Genomic DNA, 20,221 nt, shown 5'->3' on the forward strand with positions numbered 1-20,221 from the left:
GACCGCGCCGCGTCGGCGCACCGCAGGAGAAACCCGCCCCGCCGCTGCCGGCGGGGCGGGCCCGGCTGTCTACGGCCCGGTCAGCTGTTCAGCCTGGCAATCAGGGCGGTGGCCATGCCCTGCTCACCTCGTGCGTTGGGGTGGAACGGCGCGGCCGAGTTCTGCGGCACCAGACCCTCGACCCACCGGGTGCCGCTGCCCTTGCACGCGTCGCGGCCGATCGACGGGGTGTAGACATCGGCGTAGGTGGCGCCGTTGGCGCTCGCGACGCTGGCCAGCATCGCGTTGAGCGACTTCTCGACGCCACGCAGGTACGGCACGTCCTGGTAGGCGATCGGAACGACCGGCCAGCAGCCGTAACCACTGTCCGGCAGGATCGCCGGATAGCCGAGCACCACGACCCGCGCGCCCGGCGCGGCCTGCCGGACCGCCTGGAGCACGGCGGTGATCTTCGGCGTGGCGGCGACGATCCGCGCCTGCAACTGGTCGACACCTCCGGCGGTGTACCGGTTCTTGCACGGAGATCCGAGCGGGCTGCTGACGCTCGCCTCCGCGCAGTCGCCGATGATGCCGGAGAAGCCGATGTCGTTGCCGCCGATCTGCACCGTCACCAGCGACGTGTTCGACGTGACCGCGTTGAGCTGCGGCGGCAACGTGATGCCCAGTTGGCCGCTACCGCCGTAGAGGATGTCGTCGGTGGTGGCGCCGGAGCAGCTCACGTCGGCGAACGACGACGAGCCGGCGGACGCCGCCACCAGCGACGGGTAGTTGCGGTTGGACCGCAGGCAGTTGAGGTCGACCTGGGTGGGGATCAGCGGACCTGCTGTGTACGAGTCGCCCAGCGCGACGTAACGCCCGGTGGGCACGGCGGCGCTGGCGGGGGTGGCGACGGTGAGCAGCACGCCGGCGGTGGCGAGGGCGAGTGCGGCCAACCGGGTGGCTGCCCGCAGGCGGGGCAGGCGGGGACGGGTCATGGCGCCTCCCAGGAGGGGATCAGGGTGGTGGTGCCCGAGATCCTGTCGCCGCCGAGGCAAACCGTCAATATCGATCACCCTCACTAAATGCCGGTCCGAAGTGTGGGATGAATCGGTGGTGGTCAATCGATCGGCGCGTACCACTGAGCACCGATGACCCGGATCCGCCGGGACTGCTTGCGGTTCCACTCCACCCGCATGCCGTGCTTGCGGAGCACCGGAAACGCGACCTCGTCCAGCAGTCGTTCCAGGTCGGCCTGGTAGATGACCTGCTGCTCGGCTTCCGACAGCCCCTCGTAGGCGACCTCGTCGAAGTCGGCCGAAGGATAGACGCCGTACCCGAGATAGACCTCGCCGTCCTCGCTCGCGAGCAGCGACTCGGTGTCCTGCTGGTGGTACCAGAGAAACCCGCGCCAGTGCCGAGAGTCGTCCCGCTCGTCATGGATCTCGGCACTCGCGCAGGTGCCACAGCAGCTGAAGTTCTCCCGGGCCAGCACCCCCAGCTCGTTGAGCTCGACGAAGGCACGGGTCAGGTTGCCGCGCACCTCACCCCACTCGCGCTGCTGCTCCCGCCGAACCGCCAACGCCGTCTCGTGCGCCGCCCTGAGCTCATCGTCAGTGGCGCCGCAGCGCTCGTCGGCGTCGTCGAAGAAGTCGACGAACTCGTCCGCGTCGGCCTCACCCCGCACGACCCAGGCCCACAGCTCGTCCTCGACGGCGGTACGGCCCGGCTCCGGGATCCGATCGGTGAGGAACCTGACGCCTACCGGGCGATCGTTGTACGTCCACTCAGTCACGACGCGATCTTCACATGGGCCTGTGACGGCCTCGGTCGGAGAACGGCCGGCGCGGCGACCACCCCCGAAACGCGCCCTAGTTTCCGGCCGGAACCTGGTCCTTGATCTCCTCGTAGCCGACCGGAGTCGGTGCCGTGCCCGGCGCGTAGATCACGCGAAGGACCCCGGTCGGGAACGCTTCCGTTGCCACCAGTCGCAGGTGGTACGCCGCGTCTCCCTCGTCGAACAGCTTGCGGCCCTTGCGCGCGGCCACCGGGTGCACCAGCAGACGCAGCTCGTCGACCAGGCCGGCGGCGAGCAGTTGCTGCACGACGGAGATCGACCCGGGGATGAGGATTCCGCGGACGTCGGCATCGGCCTTGAGCGCGGCGACGGCGTCGAGGAGGTCCCCGCCGATCAGCTCGGAGTTGCGCCAGGAGAACTCCAGCGGCTGGCGCGAGACGACGACCTTGCGCATGTCGCCGAGTTGCTTGGCGAACGGTGCGTCGTCGCCACCCGCGGCCTCCCGGTCGGGCCAGGCGCCGGCGAAGCTGTCGTACGTCTCGCGGCCGATGAGCAGCACGTTGGCGGCGTCATAGTCCTCGGTGACGGCGCGGCCCATGTTCTCGTCGAAGTACGGGAAGTGCCAGTCAGGGTCGATCTCGGCCACGCCGTCGGCCGAGATGAACAGCGTGGAGATGACAGTTGCCATCGCGAGGTCCCTTCGAGTCGGGTGATGTCGATAGGTCGACCGGCGCATCGTCCCAAACTCGTCAGCCACAGGCCGCCCCGATGATGCGTGTCGTATCCCCTCTTTGTCAGCCATAGAGGCTGATCGACTCGCGTTCCAGAAAGTCGCGGCATCAGGACGACCGGAATACCGCGACTTCCATGAACCCGAGTGGATCAACCGCGCCCGAAGTGGTGCGGGCGGGCTCGGCGTGACGCCGAGCCCGCCCGTCGCGGGTCAGCCGAACTCGATCAGACCGGGCGCTGCAGGGTCAGCAGACCCGGCCGGTACGGCAGCAGGCCGTAGTCGCCGCCGGAGCTGGGGGAACGACCCTGGTAGAGCAGTTGCAGACTGCAGGGGTTGACGGTCATCGTCTGGTCGGCGTTGGTGCGCAGCAGCTCACCGTGGCTGATGTCGTTGGTCCAGGTGGCGCCGCTGTTGGCCTTGCCGGCGAACGGGTTGCTCTCGCTGGTGGCCTGCGGCGTCCAGGAGCCGCCCAGGCTGGTGGCCGTGAACGAGCGGAAGTAGCGACCCTGCGAACCGATCGCCTCGACGATCATGAGATAACGGGTCTGGCCCTGGAGCTTGTAGACCTGAACGGCCTCGAAGAGGTTGTTCGTGGTGTCGCTCATGATGGTCGTGTAGTTGGAGCCGAAGCTGCCCGGGAAGTTGCCGATCGGCATGCTGGCCCGGTAGATCTTGCCGTTGTCACCGGCGAAGAACAGGTACATGTTCTGGTCGTCACCGATGACCGCCTGGTCGATCGGGCCGGTGCCCGAACCGGTGATGCTTCCGCTGAACAGCGTCTGCGCCGCCGACCAGCCGTTCGGGTTGGTCGGGTTGGTCGAGGTCCGGTACGAGAATGCGGGCCCACCCCACTGGTAGGTGAGCACCCAGATGTTCTTCGGCGCGAAGTAGAACAGCGAAGGTGCGACTGTCGCGTTGTTCATCGCGTTCTGGCTGGCCGAGGCCATCTGCGAGTAGTTCGTGAAGAGGCCGAAGTTCATCGAGCCCCACCGGGTGCCGTTGTCGTGGGTGGTGGCGTAGACGAGTTGCTGGCCGTTGTAGGGGGCGACGGTGAAGTCCTTGAGCGACACCCAGCCCGACTTCGGCTGCGCCAGCGCTCCCGTCGAGAACCACCGGTACGTCGACGGAAGGTTGCACGTCGGCGGATCGGTCGGCGGGTCCGTCGGCGGATCGGTCGGCGGATCGGTCGGCGGATCGGTCGGCGGATCGGTCGGCGTCGTGCCACCGGTGCAGGTGACACCGTTCAGGGCGAAGCTCGTCGGTGCTGGATTGCTGCTCGTCCACGACCCGTTGAACCCGAACGACACCGAGCCGTTGGTCGGGACCGCAGCGTTGTAGCTGACGTTCTTCGCCGTCACCGCCGACCCGCTCTGCGTCAACGACGTGTTCCAGGCCTGCGTCACCGTCTGCCCGGCGCCGTACGACCAGGTCAACGTCCAACTGCTCAACGGGTCACCCAGGTTCGTGATCGCCACGTTGGCGCCGAAGCCGCCCTGCCACTGCGACGACACGGCGTAGTTCACCGAACAGCCCTCGGCTGCGGCACCGGCCGGCAGCGCCGCGACGACTGTCGACGACATCAGTAAGCCGACGCCGGCCGCAACCAGACCGACGTTGGTGGCTCTGGATCTGGTCATATAGCACCCTCCTCGCGGGACGGCGGCCTTTGCATTGGTGGCGGTCGCTGTGTGGTGACCGATTGTGAGCGTTAACAGGCCGCGTCAGGTATGTTACGGGAGCGCTCCCAGGCACTCAACAACATCTATCCCTCGTTCTCGCCTACGTAGCCTTCGCCGATGCGGCTGGCCCGGCAGCGGCCTTCCTCAGACGACGGTGAGGGTGAGGACGCCGAACTGGTTGCCCCGCTGCACGTAGTGCGGCAGATAGAGCTTCCACGTCACGCTCAGCTCGCGCCCGGCCCGCATCGAGGCCGGCACCTCGGCGACCATTTCGAAGACGGCACTCCCGCCAGCGGAGATCTGCGGGAGCGCACGGCAGTTCAGCCGGTACAGCTGGGCCGAGTTCACCGCGTCGTTCGTCGCGTCGCCGAGAGAGAACCGTTCCATGAGGTAGGCCGGGCAGGGGTCCAGCGCGAGGGGGCCGTCGGTCGGGTTGCCCAGCGTCACCCGGAAGGAGAGCCGCGACCCGGCGACGGCGGTCGTCGGCCCCTGAACGGCGACGGTGAGCTGGTCGAGCGGCGATGACGGGGGCTTCGACACCGTCACCGGCTCGGTGAACCCGCTCGCGGACAGCGTCCCCCGCGCGCGGGGGTGGACCCCCTCCCCCTGCGGACAGCCCGGACGCTCGTCGGCGGTGACGGGTGCGCGCAACCTGCCGCCGTCGTGCGGCAGCTCGATGGCGAGCTCCAACGCCCCCTTCACGGGCTGACAGAACGGCCCGGACCAGTCCACGCGCAGGCTGGCGTTGCCGCCGGCCGGCACGGCGACCACCCGGGTGCGGCCCTCCTCGTCGATGCCGTGGGTGTAGAGCATCGGGATCTCACGGCCACCGGCGAGCATGGTCGTGGGCACCTCGCCCTGAAGGGTGCACTCGACTGTCGACGAGTTCCGCACGTCCACTTCGCCGATGAGCTTGCCGATGGCGGCATCGAAGCCCCGAGGCGTCTCACCGCTGGTGCCGGGCCGCGTCCAGGTGGTGAGCCTGCCGGTCAGCTGCTCCGCCCGGCAGGGTTCGCTGCCGGCGGCCGGCGTTCTCGGCGCGGCAGGGCGGCCGTTGAAGTCCTCGTCGGTGATCTTCAGGTCGGCCCAGGGCACGCTGCCGTCGGCGAGCAGCTCGGTGGGCGCCGGCTCCGCGACCGTCGGGTCCGAGCGACCCGGCTGGGCGTTCGGGTCGGCGCACGCCACCACCACGGTGAGGACGATCAACAGTGGCACCAGTAGTCGACGCATCCCGTCACCCTCACACGAACGGACCGCACGGGCCTGAGTAGCAGTGCTCAGCGCGGATCAGGGGCGGGTGGCTCGGCCGTGTCGACGATCGAGACGGGTGTGCCGAGTTCAACGGTACGGGAAACGGTGCACAGCCGATCGTGTGACTGCTGCAGCGAGCGGGGCAGCGCCTCGCGCGCCTGGTCGCCGTCCGCGCCCTCCGGAAACGTCACTGTGAACTCGACCCGCAGGTTCCGCATCCGGTTTCCGCCGGCCTCGTCCCGAACCTTGTCACCGGTCACGGCGACGGCGAACTTTGTCGGCTCGGCGCGGCGGCTGGTGATGTGGTCGACGTCCACCGCGGTGCAGCCGCCGATGGCAGCCAGGAGCAGCTCCACCGGCGTGAAACTGGCGTCCTCGCCCGCGCCCAACGACACCGAACCGCCACGGGAGTTCCGCACGACGTAGTTGCCCAGGCTGGTGCGCTCGATCTCCACCGAGCGGAAGCTGTCCTCAGTCATGACAGGAAAGCTACCCACACTTCCCGACTCAGACGTCAGCTTCGACAGCGAAGGTGTTGCCATCCGGGTCCTGGAACCAGGCGATGCGCCCACCACCTGCCCGCGCGGTGATCCCCTTGGCGTCGTGGGTCAACTGCTCGTAACGGATGAACTCGACGCCGGACGACGAGAGTTCGTCGACGATCTGGTCGATGTCGTCGACATACCACGTCGCCAGTGTTGCCGGAGTCTTCCCGGCGGTGACCGACTGGAACACGTTGAGGGCCGGGCCACCACCGGAACCGTAGACCCGGCCGCCGTCGACGACTGTCGCGCTCGGCCCGGACCGCAACGCCGGTAGGCCCAGTTTGCCTTCGTAGAACGCGACCGCCGCCGAGATGTCCGACACGGCGACCGACGCTCTCAGGTGATGCGCGCTCAAGGGCATGAACCAGCTTGGCACAGGTGCGCGGCTCATCGGCCCGCAGCACGATCACGAGTACGTCAGGTGCAGCATCATCCCGGCGTCGGCGTGCGCCAGGTTGTGGCAGTGGTTGGCCCACATCCCGGGAGTGTCGGCCCGGAATCCCACCTCCCACACCTCGCCCGGACGGACGTCGAACGAGTCCAGCCACAGCGGGCTCCCGGCCGCCGGCTCGCCATCGCGGGCCAGCACCAGGACGTGGTGGCCGTGCAGGTGCCACGGGTGCACGATCTGCGACCGGTTGACGATGGTGAACCGCACGACGTCGCCGAGGCGTACGACCTGCGGTGGGATGTCCGGGTCGGCCGCGCCGTTGACGGTGTGGGCGTACCGCGGTAGCAGTCTGCGCAGGTCGAGGCCACGATCGAGGACGAGGGTGAACGTCTTGTCGAACCGGGACCAGGGCACCGGAGCGGTAGCGCCGTAGCCGAGCGTGTCGAGCACCGGCCAGGCGCCGGTCGCCGTCGACACCGGGCCGGTCGAGTAAACCGCCCGCCCGTCGACGAACAGCGCCACCGGCGTGGCCGGCGCGGTGAACTCCAGGTCGTAGCGGCCCCCGGCCGGGATCAGCACCGCGGTGTCCACCAGCGGCGTCGGGCCGCGCAGGTCGACGCCGTCGATAGCGGCCACCCGGAACGCGGTCCCGGCCACTGCGTACCGGTGCGTCGTGCTGTCGGTGTTGATCAGCCGCATCCGCGCCGGCAGGCCGGCGTCGACCTTCTCCACTCTCGGCGCGGGCAACGGACGGCCCGCCAGGGTGTGCACCGGCACTGTGACGTCGAGGCCGGTCACCGGGCCCGGTCGCACCACCAGCACGCCGTAGAGACCCATCCGCACACCGACATCGGAGGCCGAGTGCGTGTGGTACCAGTACGTTCCGGCCTGGTCGGCGCGGAACCGGTAGACGAACTCCTGCCCGGGCCGCACCGCCGCCTGCGTCACCCCGGGCACCCCGTCCTGATCGTTCGGCACGTCGTACCCGTGCCAGTGCAGTGTGACGCCACGCCCGATGTCCCGGTTGCGCAGCGTCACCTCCAGGACGTCGCCGACGGTGGCGGTCAGCTCCGGTCCGGGGACCTGCCCGTTGAACGCCCACGCCGCGACGTTCCGGCCGTCCGCGTCCACAGTGGCGGTCGCGGCGGTCAGGGTGAACCGCCGGGTGGGTTCGTCGGCGATCCGGGCCGCCGGGAAACCATGCTCATGCGGTACGGCGGGCGCGGCCCCCGGGGCGACGGTCAAGCCGGTTCCGGTCAACAGCGCCGCCATCGCCACCACGAGGGCCACCCGGGACACCGTCCGGGACGGGCGCGCACCGAGCGCACGCCCCGAGATGGCCGTGGCCGCCACGACCCCGGCGACCGCGAGCAGCCCCGCCCCGGCCGACGCCGGATAGCCGTGCAGGATCGTCACGAGCAGGGCGCTGCTCGTGGCGTACCCGGCGAAGAGCAGCGGGACCGCGACGGCCCGGATGTCGCCCGGGGCCCGCAGCAACCGCGGACCGGCGACGCCCACGGCCGCGAGCGACAGTGGGGCCGCGATGAGGACCTTCTCCGCGGCGAACCACCAGCCGGCGCGGACGAGGGCGGTGATGGTGATCGCGCGGGCGAGCGTGGCGAGCAGCGCGACGGCCGCCAGTCCCAGTGCGAGCGGGCGGCGGCGGGCGGCGGACGCGGCGCCACCCCCCAGCCAGGTGGCGGCCGCGAGGACAGCGATCACGAGGTCGGCCACGAGCAGCGACCCGGTGGTCATGCCGGCTCTCCTTCCCGGGTGACCAGCCGAGCCGCGTCGGCGGGAGCCGGGACGGCCAACTGCCGCGCCGCCCGGTGGACGCCGACCACCACGTGCACCGCGATGATTCCGTTGAGCGCGTGCAACCCACCGATGGTCAGGCCGAGCGGGGTGCTGACACCCGACGCGTCGGTGGACGCCTCGGCCAACATGGCGATGAGTGGCTGGAGGAGGACGAGGCCGATCGGCAGGATCGCCAGTCCGATGACCTTTCCGGGCGCCTTCGCCAGCGCGGCGAACACTGCGGTGAGCACTGTGAGAATCGGGATGACCGCCATGCCGTTGACGCTGTGCAGCGCGTACGCGTCCTCGCCGGCGGGTCTGGTGAACCCGCCCACGGCGGCGAGGACGAACTGCACTGCGAACGCGACGAGCAACACGGCGCTGACGATGACGAGAGCCTTGCGCATGGGTTACCTCCTAGAGGCGCGCCGAGGCGAGGGCCCGGGCGACGTGATCGGTGGCCGTGATCGCCCCGTACGCGACCAACCGCACGAGGTCGGCGTCGGCGGGGTGGGAGAGCCGCCAGAGAGCGACGTCGCCCGGGCTGATCGCGCTGGGCGCGAACGCCGCCAGCAACGCGATCCGCGTCCCGATGCGGTCCCTGCCCGGCACGTCCCGGACCAGGTCGACGGCCCAGTCCGCGGGCCGGGCCGGGAACCGCCCGTCCTCCCAGCGCACGGTGGCCGTGACGGTCTGGCGCGCCACGTCGCCCAGCAGCAGGTCCCCACCCCCTGCGGCGGCGTTGCGCAACGACGCGTAGGCGACGCCCACCGGGCTGTCCCCCGCCCAGGCGGGAGGTGATGCCGTCGCGTCGGCGTCCAGGAGCGGGAGGCTTCGGCCGGGCTCCTTCGGCTCCCGGGCCGCCTTGGCGTAGAGCCGGCCCCCGACCGAGCGCACCAGCGGGGAGCGTTGCAGGCCGCCGGGGAGCAGATCGCTGCCGAGCAACGCGGACACGACCCGGTTGATGAAGTGGAAGGCGAGCAGGGTGCCGGTGATCTCCGGGCCGTAGGTGCCGGTCCAGTCGGCGGCCCTGGGGCTGCGGCTCGCCTGCGCCCAACCGACGAGCGCGGCGTGCCTCGGCTCGGGGGGCGTCTCGCCCCGGGCGACGGCCTCGGCCAGCTTCGGTGCGCCCAGCGCGTGCAGCAGCAGCACGTGGGCGTCGACGCAGAACTGACAGCGGTTGGCCCGGGACACCGCGGCCGCGACGAGTTCGCGGTCGACCCGGGGCGCGTCCCCGGCGAGCAGCGCCTCCCGCATCAGGGCCCAGGTCGCGGCCAGCACCTCCGGCACTGCCGAGAGCGCCTGGAAGGTCGGCAACGGCCCGAGAAAGTCGTCGCGCAACTGTTGGTAGACGGCGGCGGTGCGGCCGGTGGCCGCTCTCGTCGGCGTGGGGGTGAAGAAGCGGTATGTCATGGGCTCGATGCTTGTTCCGACGGGCCGGGAAAACGTCGTGCCGCCGCAGACATTTGCCCCGCCGCTCATACCGCGTCCGTGGTACGCCGCAGCTACCACGCGCGCGGGATGCTCCAGCGACGACGGCCGCTCTACAGTGCGACCATGCGCCGTGACCTCCCGTACGCCCTCGGCGGTCTCGCCCTCGGCGTCCTCCTGCTCGGCAACGCCGTGCTCACCCCGGACGCCGCGCCGGTCGAGGCGCTCGACGTCGCCCTGGTCCTCGCCACTGTGGTGGCCCTGGCGGCGTGCCGGCGCTACCCGGTGGTGGCGCTGGGCGTGGTCACCGTCGCCATGCTGGCCGTCCACGTCCGGGTGCACCCCGGGGTGTCCGCCGCGTTCCCCGTTCTCTGCGCGGTCTACGTCAGCGCCTGGCAGGGACACCGGTGGGCCGCCGCCGTGGCCAGTCTCGCCTTCCTCGGTAGCTTCCTGGCCCGCGACATCTCGATGGCGCCGGACGGCCGACCAGGCCAGCTGGTCGCCGAGCGGACGGCCCTGCTGCTCGGCTGGTTCGTGGCGGCCAACGTCGCCGGGCTCGTCGCCCGGCAGCGTCGGGCGTACCTGGAGCAGGTCGAGCAGCGGGCGGTCGAGGCCGAACGCACCCGCGAGGAGATGGCGTTGCGGCGCGCCGGGGAGGAACGCCTGCGCATCGCCCGCGACCTGCACGACTCCCTGACCCACAGCATCTCGGTGATCAAGGTGCAGGCCGGGATCGCCGTGCACCTGGCCCGCAAACACGGCGAGGAACCGTCGGCCACGCTGCTGGCGATCCAGGAGGCCAGCGGCGCCGCGATGCGGGAACTCCGCACTACCCTCGACGTCCTCCGCGCACCAACCGACGGCGACCGGGTGGGGCTGGCCCGGGTGGACGAGCTGGCCGAGCGGACCCGGGCGGTCGGCGTACCGGTGCAGGTGACCGTCACCGGCCGGCGCGGGGAGCTGCCCGACGAGGTCGACCAGGCCGGGTACCGGGTCATCCAGGAGGCGCTCACCAACGTGGCCCGCCACGCCGGGCCCGCGACAGCGCACATCCAGGTGGAGTACGCCCCGGCGGGGCTGACCGTCGCGGTCACCGACGACGGCCAGGCGTCGCCGACTGAGCCGCTCACCCCGGGCGTGGGCCTGCGCGGCATGCGGGAACGGGTCAGCGCCCTGGGCGGCACGCTGCGGACCGCCGCGCACGACGACCACGGGTTCACCGTACGGGCCACCTTCCCGCTGCGGGAGTCGGGATGATCCGGGTGCTGCTCGCCGACGACCAGGCGCTGATGCGAGCCGGCTTCCGGGCACTGCTCGACGCCGAGGACCACCTGGAGGTCGTCGGCGAGGCGACCGACGGCACCTCGGCCGTCCACCTGTCGCGGTGTCTGCGCCCGGACGTCGTGCTGATGGACGTGCAGATGCCGGGCCTCGACGGCATCGAGGCCACCCGGCGCATCGCCGCTGATCCCGACCTCGCCGCGATCCGCGTTCTCATCCTCACCAACTACGGGCTCGACTCCTATGTGTTCGCCGCCCTCCGCGCGGGCGCCAGTGGCTTTCTCCTCAAGGACGCCGACCCCGCCGACCTGCTGCACGCCGTCACCGTCGTCGCGCGCGGTGAGGCGCTGCTCGCGCCGACTGTCACCCGCACCCTGATCAGTGAGTTCGTGGCCGGCCCACCGCCGGCCGTGCCGACGGCCGGACGTGACGTGCTGACCGCCCGGGAGCAGGAGATCGTCGAGCTGGTCGCCCGTGGGTTGACCAACGACGAGATCGCCGCGCGCATGGTGATCAGTCCGCTGACCGCCAAGACACACGTCAACCGGGCGATGACGAAGCTGCACTGCCGCGACCGGGCCCAGCTGGTCGTGTGGGCGTACGAGTCGGGGCTGATCACCCCGCGTCGGCGGTGATCGCCGCCCCCGAGGCAGGAGTCGATCAACCCCCCTTGGGAACATGAGGGACGGTCGACGCACTAGCATTGCCGCCGTCCGCGACGGCTCTGCTGAATCGAGGCGACATGCGTTGGCTCCGTCGATTGCTGGGCGGTAGGAAGGTCCAGCTCGACCCGGGACGCCAGCAGGCGCTGCTGCACGACGTCCAGTCCCGGTACGGCCCCCAGGCGCGGATCCGGTTCACCGAGCAGGTCGACGCGCTCACCGGTTCGCTCGACAGTGACGACGGCCTGGTGGTGGCGACCCGGATCGTGAGTCAGGTCGCCGACGAGGCCCACGTGGACCTTCAGGCCCAGGCCCAGGAGATCCACCGGCGGACGGGCCGGCGGCTGCTGGTGCACCGCCGTAACTACCGGCCGCTGTGGAAGGAGGCGGGCCCGGCCCTGCGCTGGCCGCTGTTCGCGTTGCCGTGCGGCTTCCACCCGTACGCGCAGGTGGCCGCCGCCGTCACAGTGGTCGGCAACCGGGCGCCCCGGCTCGACCGGGTGACCGACCCGAACCCGCTGGTGACCCGCGTGTTCGAGGTGCTCGACCTGACCACCTCCGGCTGGGAGTACGGCCGGGTGCGGGTGGACACCGACGCCGCCACCCTGGCCGACCGACTGATCGTCAGTGCCGGGCAGGTCCTCGCGGCCATGGACGACCCGCCGCGGCTGCCGCCCGCGGTCCGGGAGCTGATGCGTCGCAACAACACAGTGGCCGTGCACGACCCGGCCGGCCCACGGGCGGTGGGCGGGATCAACCTGGGCGCGCGGATGCGGGAGGAGTTCCTGGTCTGAGCGTCAGCGGGCGCTACTGATCGGGGCGCCGACGGGCGAGATGCACGACGATGTCGGCGGCAAGCTCGACCGTCTCGGGCAGTACCCGCTCGATCTGGCTGAAGACCTGCTCCTGCTTCGAGGTCGGCAGCTCGAGATACGCCGAGATCGTCGACAGATGCCCGACGTAGTCGCGCGCGCTCATCGTCAGCCGACGCTCGATCACGGTCTGCCGCACATCGGTGAACCATTCGGAGCGCTGGAGTTCCGTGCCCGGCCACTGCATGGCCTGCCCCGGGGGCGTGCCGTCGGGAGAGGGAATCTCGTCGCTCTCCAGGAAGGGTGCCCGGGCGGCACGGACAGCGTCGGCCACCGCCGGGTCGACCAGCTTTCTCGGCCCACCGAACGAGGCGAACACGCCGCCGGGTTCCAGCAGCGCGGCCACCCGTGACCATCGCCCTTCCGGTTTTGTCCAGTGCAGTGCCGCCGCCGCGTAGACCAGGTGGTACGTCGCGCCCGGCCGCAGGTCCTCGAACGCGGCCCGCACGGTCCGGACGCCTGCTGGCACGTGCTTGCGCAGCTCGGCGAGCATGGCCTCGTCCGGCTCGGTCGCGGTGACGGTGACGCCCGCTCCGGCGAACAGCCGGGTCGCCTTGCCGGTTCCGGCGCCGATCTCCAGCGCGGTTCGAATGGGCCGACCCGCGTACGTCAGCACCAGGTCGACAAGCTCGGCGGGATAGCCCGGTCGGTACCGTTCGTACTGTTCGGCCACCATCCCGAAGCTCAGTGCGCGAGCAGACATGCCAACAATCCTGTCACCACCCACGCCCCAACCGCGCTCAGGCGCCCTGATGATCACTACGCGGTCTTTGGAGTCAGCCGCCGATGTCGTCCAGCCGGGCCGATTGCGACTAGGGCAGCTCGTTCGCTGACGCTGATCTCCTGCCGCCGGAAACCGATTGGTCGCTGTTGCGCTGACATGCGACGATCCGCCGATGTCCCACAACACCAGGCAGCGTCGGCTTGCCGCGCTGCGCGCCTGCGACCAGATCCTCTCCGGCATCCGGCCCACGACCATGAGGGAGCGGCTCGCGGACATGGACGCAGGCGGTGATCTGGACGGTCAGCCCGACTTCTACGGCGACGGTCCGGTGAACACGCTTGAAGAACGCGTGGCAGGACTACTGGGAACCGAGGCCGCCGTCTTCTTCCCCACCGGCACGATGGCCCAGCAGGTCGCGCTGCGCTATGGCGCTGACCGCACCGGGCACCCGACGGTCGCTCTCCACCCGCTCGGCCACCTGGAGATGGACGAACGGCATGCCTACGCCCACCTGAGCGGCCTGCGCAGCACCTGGCCGACCACCGCGCCGCGCAACCCCACCGCCGAGGAGATCACCGCCCTCGCCGAACCCGTGAGCACCGTCGTCATCGAACTCCCGCTGCGCGACGCCGGCTTCGTCCTTCCCTCCTGGGACGAGCTCGCCGCCGCATCCGCCGCCGCGCGCGCCATCGGCGCCCGCGTGCACGTCGACGGCGCCCGAATCTGGGAATCCACCCCACACCTGGCACACACCCTCAGCGAGATCGCCGACCTCGCCGACAGCACCTACGTCTCGTTCTACAAGACGATCGGCGGTATCAGCGGGGCGGCGCTCGCGGGCACCACGCAGCTCGCCTCCTACGCCCGCATCTGGCGGCACCGCTACGGCGGCGAGGTGTTCCAGCAGTGGCCAGCCGCTCTGACCGCACTCGCCGGACTCGACAGGGAGCTGCCTCGCATCCCCGAGTATGTGCGGCACGCGCGAACAGTCGCCGCGGCACTCAGCGCGCTTCCCGGCGCGCGGGTGTATCCAGAACCTCCGCACACCCATCGATTCCGTCTCTGGCTGCCCCACTCGGCGCAGGCGCTCGACGACGCTACGCTCGCACTCGCCGAGGAGGAAAAGGTGTGGTTCGTCGCCGGGTGGCAGGAAACAGCCGTGCCGGGTATGGCGATGACCGAGGTCACCGTCGCCACCCCCGCCCTCAAGTGGACCGCCGAGGACATCGCCGAGGTTGGTGAGCGCTTCCTCGGCCGCGTCGTCGGCCATTGACCCGGGCGCTGGCGCCACCGCCGGCACCACTGGTGGTCAGAGATACGCCGCGACGCTGCACGTGATCGGCTGTTGCCGATTCGACCCTGATCTCTGGCCCGCACGACACGACAACTGCGCGCAACCGCTTGCCCACCGGTCGACCACCGCTCGACCATGTGCTCATGGGGCCGGAGCGTCGTGTCATCCTCGGGGTCGACGTTGGCACCACCGCCGTACGGGCGGGCGCGTTCGCGCTGGACGGCTCCGCCCGACACATCCGGACGCGGGCGTTCCCGCTGCTCCAACCGCTGCCCGGCTGGCAGATACAAGACCCCGACGTGCTGGTAGCGGCCACCCTGGCGGCGGTGTCCGCGTGTGTCGCCGACACCGCCGGGGCGGAGGTCGTCGCCCTCGCGTTCAGCTCCCCCAGGTACGGCGTGATCGGGCTGGACGCGACACTCAGCCCGGTGACGCCGCTGCTGACCGGGCGTGACACGCGGTCCGCCGAGGTGGCCCACGACCTACGGGTCTCCGGCCAGAGCCGGGAGCTGCACCGGGTTACCGGCACGCCCGTGCACCCGGGAAGCCCGCTCTGCAAACTCCTGTGGTTCGCCCGCCACGAGCCGTACCTCTGCACGGCGACGCGGTGGTGGATCGGCCTGAAGGACTACCTGGTCCATCGGCTGACCGGAACGTTGGTGACCGAGCTGTCGTCGGCGTCCGGCACCGGCATGTTCGACATCCATCGTCGGGTGTGGAGCGCGGGCGTACTCGACCTCGTCGGGGTGTCCGGTAGGCAACTGCCTCCGGTCCTACCCACGACGGGCGTGTTGCGGCTCTCCTCGGCGGCCGGGCAGGCGGTCGGCCTGCCGTCCGGCACACCTGTCGTCGTTGGCGCGGGTGACGGTCCGTCGAGCAGCCTGGGCATGGCGGCGATCGACAGCAGGGTCGCCGGTCTGACACTCGCGGCCACCGGGGCCCTGCGGACGGTCGTCGCGGCGCCGCTCGTCGACCCCACGGAGACCTTCTCCTGCGCTGCGCTCACCGAGGACGCCTGGGTGATCGGTGAGACGGTCAACAACGGCGGCAACGTCGTGCGCTGGGCCGGTAGGGCGCTCGAACCAGGCCTTCGCCCGGCGTCCGATGACCAGCTCGCCGCACCCGAGCTCCTGGCTCTCGCCGAGCGGATCGCCCCGGGAAGCGACGGACTGGTGATGTTGCCCTATCTGCAGGCCGACCGGGCCCCGGCGGGGGAATCTGGCCCGCCGGGCGCGTACCTGGGGTTGCGCAGCGAGCACTCTCGCGGTCACCTCGTACGGGCCGCCGTGGAGGGTGTCTGCCTCCAGCTCGGCGGCGTCCGTGACCGCCTGGCCGAGCTGACACCGGTCAGCAGCGTTCGCCTAAGCGGTGGCGCGTTCCGATCTCCGCTGTGGCGTGCGGTGATGGCCGCGGTCCTGGATTGCCCGGTGCGGGCGTCGGGTTCGGCCGACGACGTCGCCCTCGGCGCGGCCGCGCTCGGGCTCTTCGCGATCGGCCTGGCCCCCGATCTCCCCGGGGCCGTCGCCCAGCTCGATCCCGAAGGTGCCCGCACCGAGCCGATCGCGGTCGACCCTGCCCTCGCCGCGACCTACCGCGGCCTGCGGACGAAACTGCCAGCACTCATCACGGTCGCGGGCCGGCTGGGTGAGATCCTCGACGAGGTGGCCTGCGCCGGCCTCAGTGCTCCGGCTCGTCCTTGACCTGGGCCACCAGCTGGGTCGGGTTGACGTAGCGCAGCGCGACGACGAGGAGGACCAGCATCATCGAGGTGTAGATGACCGCCATGGCGTCGACCGACTGTTGAGCCCTGATCCCGGACGCGGACATCGAGTAGTAGAGCGCCACCACCAGGGTCTGCGAGTCCGGCCCCGCGGTCAGGAAGGTGAGCTCGAACATGCCCACGGTGCGGACCAGCACGAGGATCGCCGAGGCGAGGATGCCCGGCACGAGCAGCGGCGTGAGGACCCGGAGGAACACCGTCCGCAGGCCCGCGCCGCACATGCGCGCGGCGCTCTCGATCCTCGGGTCGATCTGCTCGATGAACGGGGTCATGGTCAGGATGACGAAGGGCACCGACGGCACGAGGTTGGCGAGCACCACGCCGGACATGTGCCCGGCCAGGCCGAACTTGTAGAGGACTGTCGCCAGCGGGATGCCGTAGGTGATCGGGGGCATCAGGATGGGCAGCAGGAACACCAGGAAGATCAGCCGTTTGCCCGGGAACGAGCGCCGCGCGAGGGCGTAGGCGGCCGGCACGCCGATCAGTAGCGAGAGACCCACGACGAGTACGGAGACCTCCAGCGTCACGACGATGACCTGGAGAAGCGCGAACTCGTCCCAGGCTCGGGCGTACCAGCTGGTGGTGTAGCCGTCCGGGAGCCAGGTGTCGAACCAGCGCTGGCCGAACGAGCTGACCAGCACGGACGCCACGACGCCCAGCAGGTTGAGGAAGAAGAAGACGACGACGCCCCACACGATCCAGGCGGCCGGGCGCGCGGCGATGCGTCGCCGCCGGTCGGTGCTGGTGGCGGGGGGCCGCGCTGGTGGGGCCTGGGTGGTCGTTGCCATCAGCCCTTGCCTCCGGTGGAGCCGGTGTAGAAGCGGCTACGAGCGGCCAGCACCACAGCGATGATGACCAGCTCGACGAAGCCCATGATCATGGCGATCGCCGACGCGTACGGATAGTCGTACTGCTCGTAGGCCGCCTGGTAGGCGGCGAGGGAGATGACCCGGGTCTCCCCGGCCGGGTTGCCGACCAGAACGGCGGACGGGAACACGCTGAACGCCAGGACGAACGTCAGGCAGAAGGTCGTAGCGAGGCCGGGCATCAGCAGCGGCAGGGTAATCCGGGTGAACCGGCGACGCCAGTCCGCGCCCAGCGTCGCGGCCGCCCGTTCCAGGGTCGGGTCGATGCCGGACAGGTACGAGAGCACCAGCAGGAACGCGAACGGAAAGCCGGTGATCACCAGCGAGAAGAACACGCCCCAGTAGTTGTGGGTCAGCCGCACCGGCTCGTCGACGAGGTGCGTGGCGAGGAGGATCCGGTTGAACCAGCCGGTCGGGCCGAGGAAGTTCAGGAGCCCCTGTGCGGTGAGGACCGTGCCGAGCGTGATCGGCACTACCAGCAGCGTGGTGACCAGCCGCTTGCCCCGGAACCGGCCGCGCATCCGGTAGGCGATCGGCACCGCGGCGAGGACGTTCAGGAGCGCGGCGGGCAACGCGATCCGCAGCGTGATCCAGATCGTGCCCCGCTCGTAGGAGTCGGAGAAGAACCGGGCGTAGTCGCTGAACGGCCCGCCCTTCGTCGGCTGGAACGAGAGCGTCAGCCCGTAGAAGAACGGGTAGAGGAACAGGGCGATGACGAACACCAGGGCCGGGACCAGCAACCAGAGCTGACGATCGACGCCCCGCTCGGCGAGACGGTGCTGCCAGTGCGCCAGCGGCCTCCCGGGCCCGCTCACCGCGTCGCCCCCGGGGCGTCAGCGAGGCGGTCGGGCTGCGCCGACGCGTCGGCGGGATAGACGAGCAGCCGCTGCGGGTCGACGGCGAGCTTGACCTGGTCGCCCGGCGCGATCCGCTGCTCCGTCCGCAGGTGCAGCAGCAGCCCGGTGTCGGTACGGGCCTCGGCCGCCAACTCGCGGCCCTGGTACTCCACCACCTCGATGGTCGCCGACATGGTGTTGCGGGTCTCGCCGGGCCCGTCGACGCGGATGTCCTCGGGGCGTACCGCGACCATGACGTCCCCCCGGGGCTGGAGGCTTCCCACCACCTCGCCGAGCAGGCGATGGCCGGACGACTCGACGGTGACCCGAGTGCCGTCGGACTGCTCCACCCGCCCCCGCCACAGGTTGCGGTAGCCCATGAAGTCGGCGACGTGCCAGTTCGCCGGTCGGGTGTGCAGCTCACGCGGCGAGCCGATCTGCTGCACCCGCCCCTCCCGCAGCACCACCAGCCGGTCGGCCAGGGACAGCGCCTCCTCTTGGTCGTGGGTCACGTAGACGGTGGTGAGCCCCAACGACTGGTGCAGCCGACGGATCTCGGTCCGCATCTCCAGGCGCAGTTTGGCGTCGAGGTTGCTCAACGGCTCGTCCATCAACACCAGGGACGGCTCGAACACGACGGCGCGGGCGATGGCGACGCGTTGCTGCTGGCCACCCGAGAGCTGACCGGGCAACTTGTCGACGTGGTCCTCCAGTCGCACCAGCCGCACCGCCTCCGCGGTACGCCGGCGTGTCTCCTCCTTGGGCAGCCGCCGCATCCGCAGCCCGAAGGCGATGTTCGCCCGGACCGTCAGGTGCGGAAAGAGGGCGTAGCTCTGGAACACCATGCCGAAGCCGCGCCGCTCCGGTGGGAGGGTGTCGATGCGCCGCTCGTCCTGCCAGATGCTCCCCTCCGTCAACGGCAGCAGCCCGGCCAGGCAGTTCAACGCCGTCGACTTGCCGCAGCCGGACGGGCCGAGCAGGGCGATGAACTCCCCCGCCTCGATCGTCAGGTCCAGCTCGGTGAGCGCGGCCTGGCCACCGAAGCGGCGGGACACCCCGTCCAGCCGCAGTTGGGTGAAGGCGCTCATCCCTGCTTGACCTTGCCGCCGCCGATCTCGCGGTCCCAACGGCTGAACGCCGCCACCAGGCTCTTCGCGTCGAGCGGGACCTCGGTCGGGTTTCCGGCGATCAGCGCGTCATACTCGGGGCGACCGAACTCCCGGATCGCGTCCTGGCTCTTCTGCGGCGCCGACGAGAGCTGGACCTCCTTGATCGCCGGGCCCGGGTAGAAGTAACCCTCGTCGTACGCCTTCGCCTGCTGTTCAGGGGTGAGCATGAACGCCAGCAGGGCCAGCACGGCGGCCTGGGTGTCGGTCGACACGCCCTTGGGCAGGACGGCGTAGTGCGCGTCGGTGACCCAGTGGAAGCCGTCGATCGGGGTGATCCTGGCCTCCTTGGGCACCGTGCCGAGCACCCGCGGGTTGATGTCCCAACCGGTCGTGCTGACGATCAGGTGTGCGGTGCCGTTGGCGAGGTTCTTCATCGTCTCGGTGGTGCCGGACGGGTAGTAGTCGACGTGCTGGCCCAGCTCCTTGAGGAAGGCCCACGTCTTGTCCCAGCCCGCTGTGGGGTCCTTGGGGTTCGAGTCGCCCAGGATGTAGGGCAGACCCATCAGGAACGTCCGCCCCGGGCCGGAGTTGGCCGGCCGGGCGTACTGGAATTTCCGGGGGTTGGCTCTGGCCCAGGCGAGCAGCGCGTCGGCGCTGGTGGGTGGCGTCGCCAGGCGGGACGGCAGATATTCGAGCAGCGGGCCGGACGGGTAGTAGGTGACTGTGACGCCCGCGTTGCCGGCGAGCTTCTGCATCGCGGCGGCCGGCTCCAGGTAGTTGCTCATGCCGCCGAGGCGGTCCTGGAAGGTCGGCAACACGTCGATCCAGAGCCCCTGCTCGATCCCGGCGGCCAGGCCGTCGACGCCGGTCAGCACGAGGCCGATGTCCACCCGATCCGCCCCCTGCTGGGCCTTGATCTTCCCGGCCAGCTCGGGCGCGGGTGCCTTGGAATAGGTGACCCGGGAGATGACGTCGGGGTTCTTCGAGACGAACTCGTCGATCATCCCCTGGGTGAGCTGGAGGTTGCCCGCCACGTCGAGGACGTTGAGCGTGACGGCCTTACCGGGCCGCTGTGGCACCTCACCGGTGCTGTCGCCAGTGTTGTCGCCGGGAGCCTCGGGTGCCCCGCACCCGACAGTGCCCACCAGGAGCGACGATGCAGTGACCAGGAGAGCGCCGCGCCGCGAGATACCCAT

20 protein-coding genes are annotated in these 20,221 nt (G+C 70.5%); 5 read left to right on the top strand and 15 right to left on the bottom strand.

Translation table 11 applies throughout. From position 1 onward, the window contains the following. Positions 1 to 80: 80 nt before the first annotated feature. From OG598_RS14390 to OG598_RS14435, 10 genes are all read right to left on the bottom strand, one after another. On the bottom strand, positions 81 to 974 hold the full coding sequence (locus tag OG598_RS14390; RefSeq protein ID WP_328654911.1) for an SGNH/GDSL hydrolase family protein: 894 nt from the start codon (positions 972 to 974) through the stop codon (positions 81 to 83). 122 nt (positions 975 to 1,096) lie between these two features. After that, a complete protein-coding gene (locus tag OG598_RS14395) occupies positions 1,097 to 1,771 on the bottom strand; it encodes a DUF6891 domain-containing protein (RefSeq protein WP_328654912.1) in 675 nt (224 codons plus the stop codon). A 76-nt stretch (positions 1,772 to 1,847) separates the two neighbouring features. After that, entirely contained in the window at positions 1,848 to 2,462 is a 615-nt protein-coding gene (locus OG598_RS14400; RefSeq protein WP_328654913.1) for a dihydrofolate reductase family protein, read from the bottom strand. Positions 2,463 to 2,731: 269 nt separating this feature from the next. Further along, entirely contained in the window at positions 2,732 to 4,144 is a 1,413-nt protein-coding gene (locus tag OG598_RS14405) for a non-reducing end alpha-L-arabinofuranosidase family hydrolase (protein ID WP_328654914.1), read from the bottom strand. A 186-nt stretch (positions 4,145 to 4,330) separates the two neighbouring features. After that, on the bottom strand, positions 4,331 to 5,416 hold the full coding sequence (locus OG598_RS14410) for a hypothetical protein (protein ID WP_328654915.1): 1,086 nt from the start codon (positions 5,414 to 5,416) through the stop codon (positions 4,331 to 4,333). A gap of 47 nt (positions 5,417 to 5,463) precedes the next feature. Then, positions 5,464 to 5,916, bottom strand: coding sequence for an OsmC family protein (locus OG598_RS14415; protein WP_328654916.1), 453 nt, complete (start codon positions 5,914 to 5,916; stop codon positions 5,464 to 5,466). Positions 5,917 to 5,944: 28 nt separating this feature from the next. Next, complete coding sequence (locus tag OG598_RS14420) at positions 5,945 to 6,373, bottom strand: VOC family protein (RefSeq protein ID WP_328654917.1); 429 nt, start codon at positions 6,371 to 6,373, stop codon at positions 5,945 to 5,947. A gap of 15 nt (positions 6,374 to 6,388) precedes the next feature. Then, the gene (locus tag OG598_RS14425) at positions 6,389 to 8,128 is read right to left on the bottom strand and encodes a multicopper oxidase family protein (RefSeq protein ID WP_328654918.1); all 1,740 of its coding nucleotides are present in this window, start codon (positions 8,126 to 8,128) and stop codon (positions 6,389 to 6,391) included. After that, positions 8,125 to 8,577, bottom strand: coding sequence for a DUF6220 domain-containing protein (locus tag OG598_RS14430; RefSeq protein WP_328654919.1), 453 nt, complete (start codon positions 8,575 to 8,577; stop codon positions 8,125 to 8,127). The genes OG598_RS14425 and OG598_RS14430 overlap by 4 nt, the downstream gene beginning before the upstream one ends. Positions 8,578 to 8,587: 10 nt before the next feature. After that, positions 8,588 to 9,583, bottom strand: coding sequence for a carboxymuconolactone decarboxylase family protein (locus OG598_RS14435; protein ID WP_328654920.1), 996 nt, complete (start codon positions 9,581 to 9,583; stop codon positions 8,588 to 8,590). 144 nt (positions 9,584 to 9,727) lie between these two features. Between OG598_RS14435 and OG598_RS14440 the strand changes: the two genes are divergently transcribed. The 3 genes from OG598_RS14440 (at position 9,728) to OG598_RS14450 (ending at position 12,338) form a co-directional block, all read left to right on the top strand. Then, the gene (locus OG598_RS14440) at positions 9,728 to 10,858 is read left to right on the top strand and encodes a sensor histidine kinase (protein ID WP_328654921.1); all 1,131 of its coding nucleotides are present in this window, start codon (positions 9,728 to 9,730) and stop codon (positions 10,856 to 10,858) included. Then, complete coding sequence (locus OG598_RS14445) at positions 10,855 to 11,517, top strand: response regulator transcription factor (RefSeq protein ID WP_328654922.1); 663 nt, start codon at positions 10,855 to 10,857, stop codon at positions 11,515 to 11,517. The genes OG598_RS14440 and OG598_RS14445 overlap by 4 nt, the downstream gene beginning before the upstream one ends. 107 nt (positions 11,518 to 11,624) lie before the next feature. Then, on the top strand, positions 11,625 to 12,338 hold the full coding sequence (locus tag OG598_RS14450; protein ID WP_328654923.1) for a hypothetical protein: 714 nt from the start codon (positions 11,625 to 11,627) through the stop codon (positions 12,336 to 12,338). Between the two features lie 13 nt (positions 12,339 to 12,351). Here the strand turns inward: OG598_RS14450 and OG598_RS14455 are convergent, their stop codons facing one another. Continuing rightward, positions 12,352 to 13,119, bottom strand: a complete 768-nt coding sequence (locus tag OG598_RS14455; protein ID WP_328654924.1) for a class I SAM-dependent methyltransferase — start codon at positions 13,117 to 13,119, stop codon at positions 12,352 to 12,354. A 193-nt stretch (positions 13,120 to 13,312) separates the two neighbouring features. Between OG598_RS14455 and OG598_RS14460 the strand changes: the two genes are divergently transcribed. Together OG598_RS14460 and OG598_RS14465 are read left to right on the top strand one after the other, a co-directional pair. Further along, positions 13,313 to 14,413, top strand: coding sequence for a threonine aldolase family protein (locus OG598_RS14460; RefSeq protein WP_328654925.1), 1,101 nt, complete (start codon positions 13,313 to 13,315; stop codon positions 14,411 to 14,413). Between the two features lie 164 nt (positions 14,414 to 14,577). Next, a complete protein-coding gene (locus OG598_RS14465; protein WP_328654926.1) occupies positions 14,578 to 16,134 on the top strand; it encodes a gluconokinase in 1,557 nt (518 codons plus the stop codon). On the opposite strand, the gene OG598_RS14470 is transcribed toward OG598_RS14465, so the two are convergent. From OG598_RS14470 to OG598_RS14485, 4 genes are read right to left on the bottom strand one after another with little or no spacing between them, the layout of a single operon-like run. Continuing rightward, on the bottom strand, positions 16,112 to 17,002 hold the full coding sequence (locus OG598_RS14470) for an ABC transporter permease (protein WP_328654927.1): 891 nt from the start codon (positions 17,000 to 17,002) through the stop codon (positions 16,112 to 16,114). The two genes, OG598_RS14465 and OG598_RS14470, sit on opposite strands and share 23 nt — an antisense overlap. Further along, the gene (locus OG598_RS14475) at positions 17,002 to 17,895 is read right to left on the bottom strand and encodes an ABC transporter permease (RefSeq protein WP_328654928.1); all 894 of its coding nucleotides are present in this window, start codon (positions 17,893 to 17,895) and stop codon (positions 17,002 to 17,004) included. The genes OG598_RS14470 and OG598_RS14475 overlap by 1 nt, the downstream gene beginning before the upstream one ends. Then, complete coding sequence (locus OG598_RS14480) at positions 17,892 to 19,004, bottom strand: ABC transporter ATP-binding protein (protein ID WP_328654929.1); 1,113 nt, start codon at positions 19,002 to 19,004, stop codon at positions 17,892 to 17,894. Before OG598_RS14480 ends, OG598_RS14475 begins: the two co-directional genes overlap by 4 nt. Then, entirely contained in the window at positions 19,001 to 20,221 is a 1,221-nt protein-coding gene (locus OG598_RS14485; protein ID WP_328654930.1) for an ABC transporter substrate-binding protein, read from the bottom strand. Before OG598_RS14485 ends, OG598_RS14480 begins: the two co-directional genes overlap by 4 nt.

The organism is Micromonospora sp. NBC_00330 (assembly GCF_036136635.1).
Lineage (GTDB): Bacteria > Actinomycetota > Actinomycetes > Mycobacteriales > Micromonosporaceae > Micromonospora > Micromonospora salmantinae.

Coding starts and splice junctions, on each gene's coding strand:
- OG598_RS14405 (WP_328654914.1), bottom strand. CDS start 4,144: ATGACCAGATCCAGAGCCACCAACGTCGGTCTGGTTGCGGCCGGCGTC.
- OG598_RS14435 (WP_328654920.1), bottom strand. CDS start 9,583: ATGACATACCGCTTCTTCACCCCCACGCCGACGAGAGCGGCCACCGGC.
- OG598_RS14440 (WP_328654921.1), top strand. CDS start 9,728: ATGCGCCGTGACCTCCCGTACGCCCTCGGCGGTCTCGCCCTCGGCGTC.
- OG598_RS14420 (WP_328654917.1), bottom strand. CDS start 6,373: ATGAGCCGCGCACCTGTGCCAAGCTGGTTCATGCCCTTGAGCGCGCAT.
- OG598_RS14485 (WP_328654930.1), bottom strand. CDS start 20,221: ATGGGTATCTCGCGGCGCGGCGCTCTCCTGGTCACTGCATCGTCGCTC.
- OG598_RS14425 (WP_328654918.1), bottom strand. CDS start 8,128: ATGACCACCGGGTCGCTGCTCGTGGCCGACCTCGTGATCGCTGTCCTC.
- OG598_RS14455 (WP_328654924.1), bottom strand. CDS start 13,119: ATGTCTGCTCGCGCACTGAGCTTCGGGATGGTGGCCGAACAGTACGAA.
- OG598_RS14410 (WP_328654915.1), bottom strand. CDS start 5,416: ATGCGTCGACTACTGGTGCCACTGTTGATCGTCCTCACCGTGGTGGTG.
- OG598_RS14470 (WP_328654927.1), bottom strand. CDS start 17,002: ATGGCAACGACCACCCAGGCCCCACCAGCGCGGCCCCCCGCCACCAGC.
- OG598_RS14450 (WP_328654923.1), top strand. CDS start 11,625: ATGCGTTGGCTCCGTCGATTGCTGGGCGGTAGGAAGGTCCAGCTCGAC.
- OG598_RS14460 (WP_328654925.1), top strand. CDS start 13,313: ATGTCCCACAACACCAGGCAGCGTCGGCTTGCCGCGCTGCGCGCCTGC.
- OG598_RS14390 (WP_328654911.1), bottom strand. CDS start 974: ATGACCCGTCCCCGCCTGCCCCGCCTGCGGGCAGCCACCCGGTTGGCC.
- OG598_RS14415 (WP_328654916.1), bottom strand. CDS start 5,916: ATGACTGAGGACAGCTTCCGCTCGGTGGAGATCGAGCGCACCAGCCTG.
- OG598_RS14480 (WP_328654929.1), bottom strand. CDS start 19,004: ATGAGCGCCTTCACCCAACTGCGGCTGGACGGGGTGTCCCGCCGCTTC.
- OG598_RS14400 (WP_328654913.1), bottom strand. CDS start 2,462: ATGGCAACTGTCATCTCCACGCTGTTCATCTCGGCCGACGGCGTGGCC.
- OG598_RS14465 (WP_328654926.1), top strand. CDS start 14,578: ATGGGGCCGGAGCGTCGTGTCATCCTCGGGGTCGACGTTGGCACCACC.
- OG598_RS14430 (WP_328654919.1), bottom strand. CDS start 8,577: ATGCGCAAGGCTCTCGTCATCGTCAGCGCCGTGTTGCTCGTCGCGTTC.
- OG598_RS14445 (WP_328654922.1), top strand. CDS start 10,855: ATGATCCGGGTGCTGCTCGCCGACGACCAGGCGCTGATGCGAGCCGGC.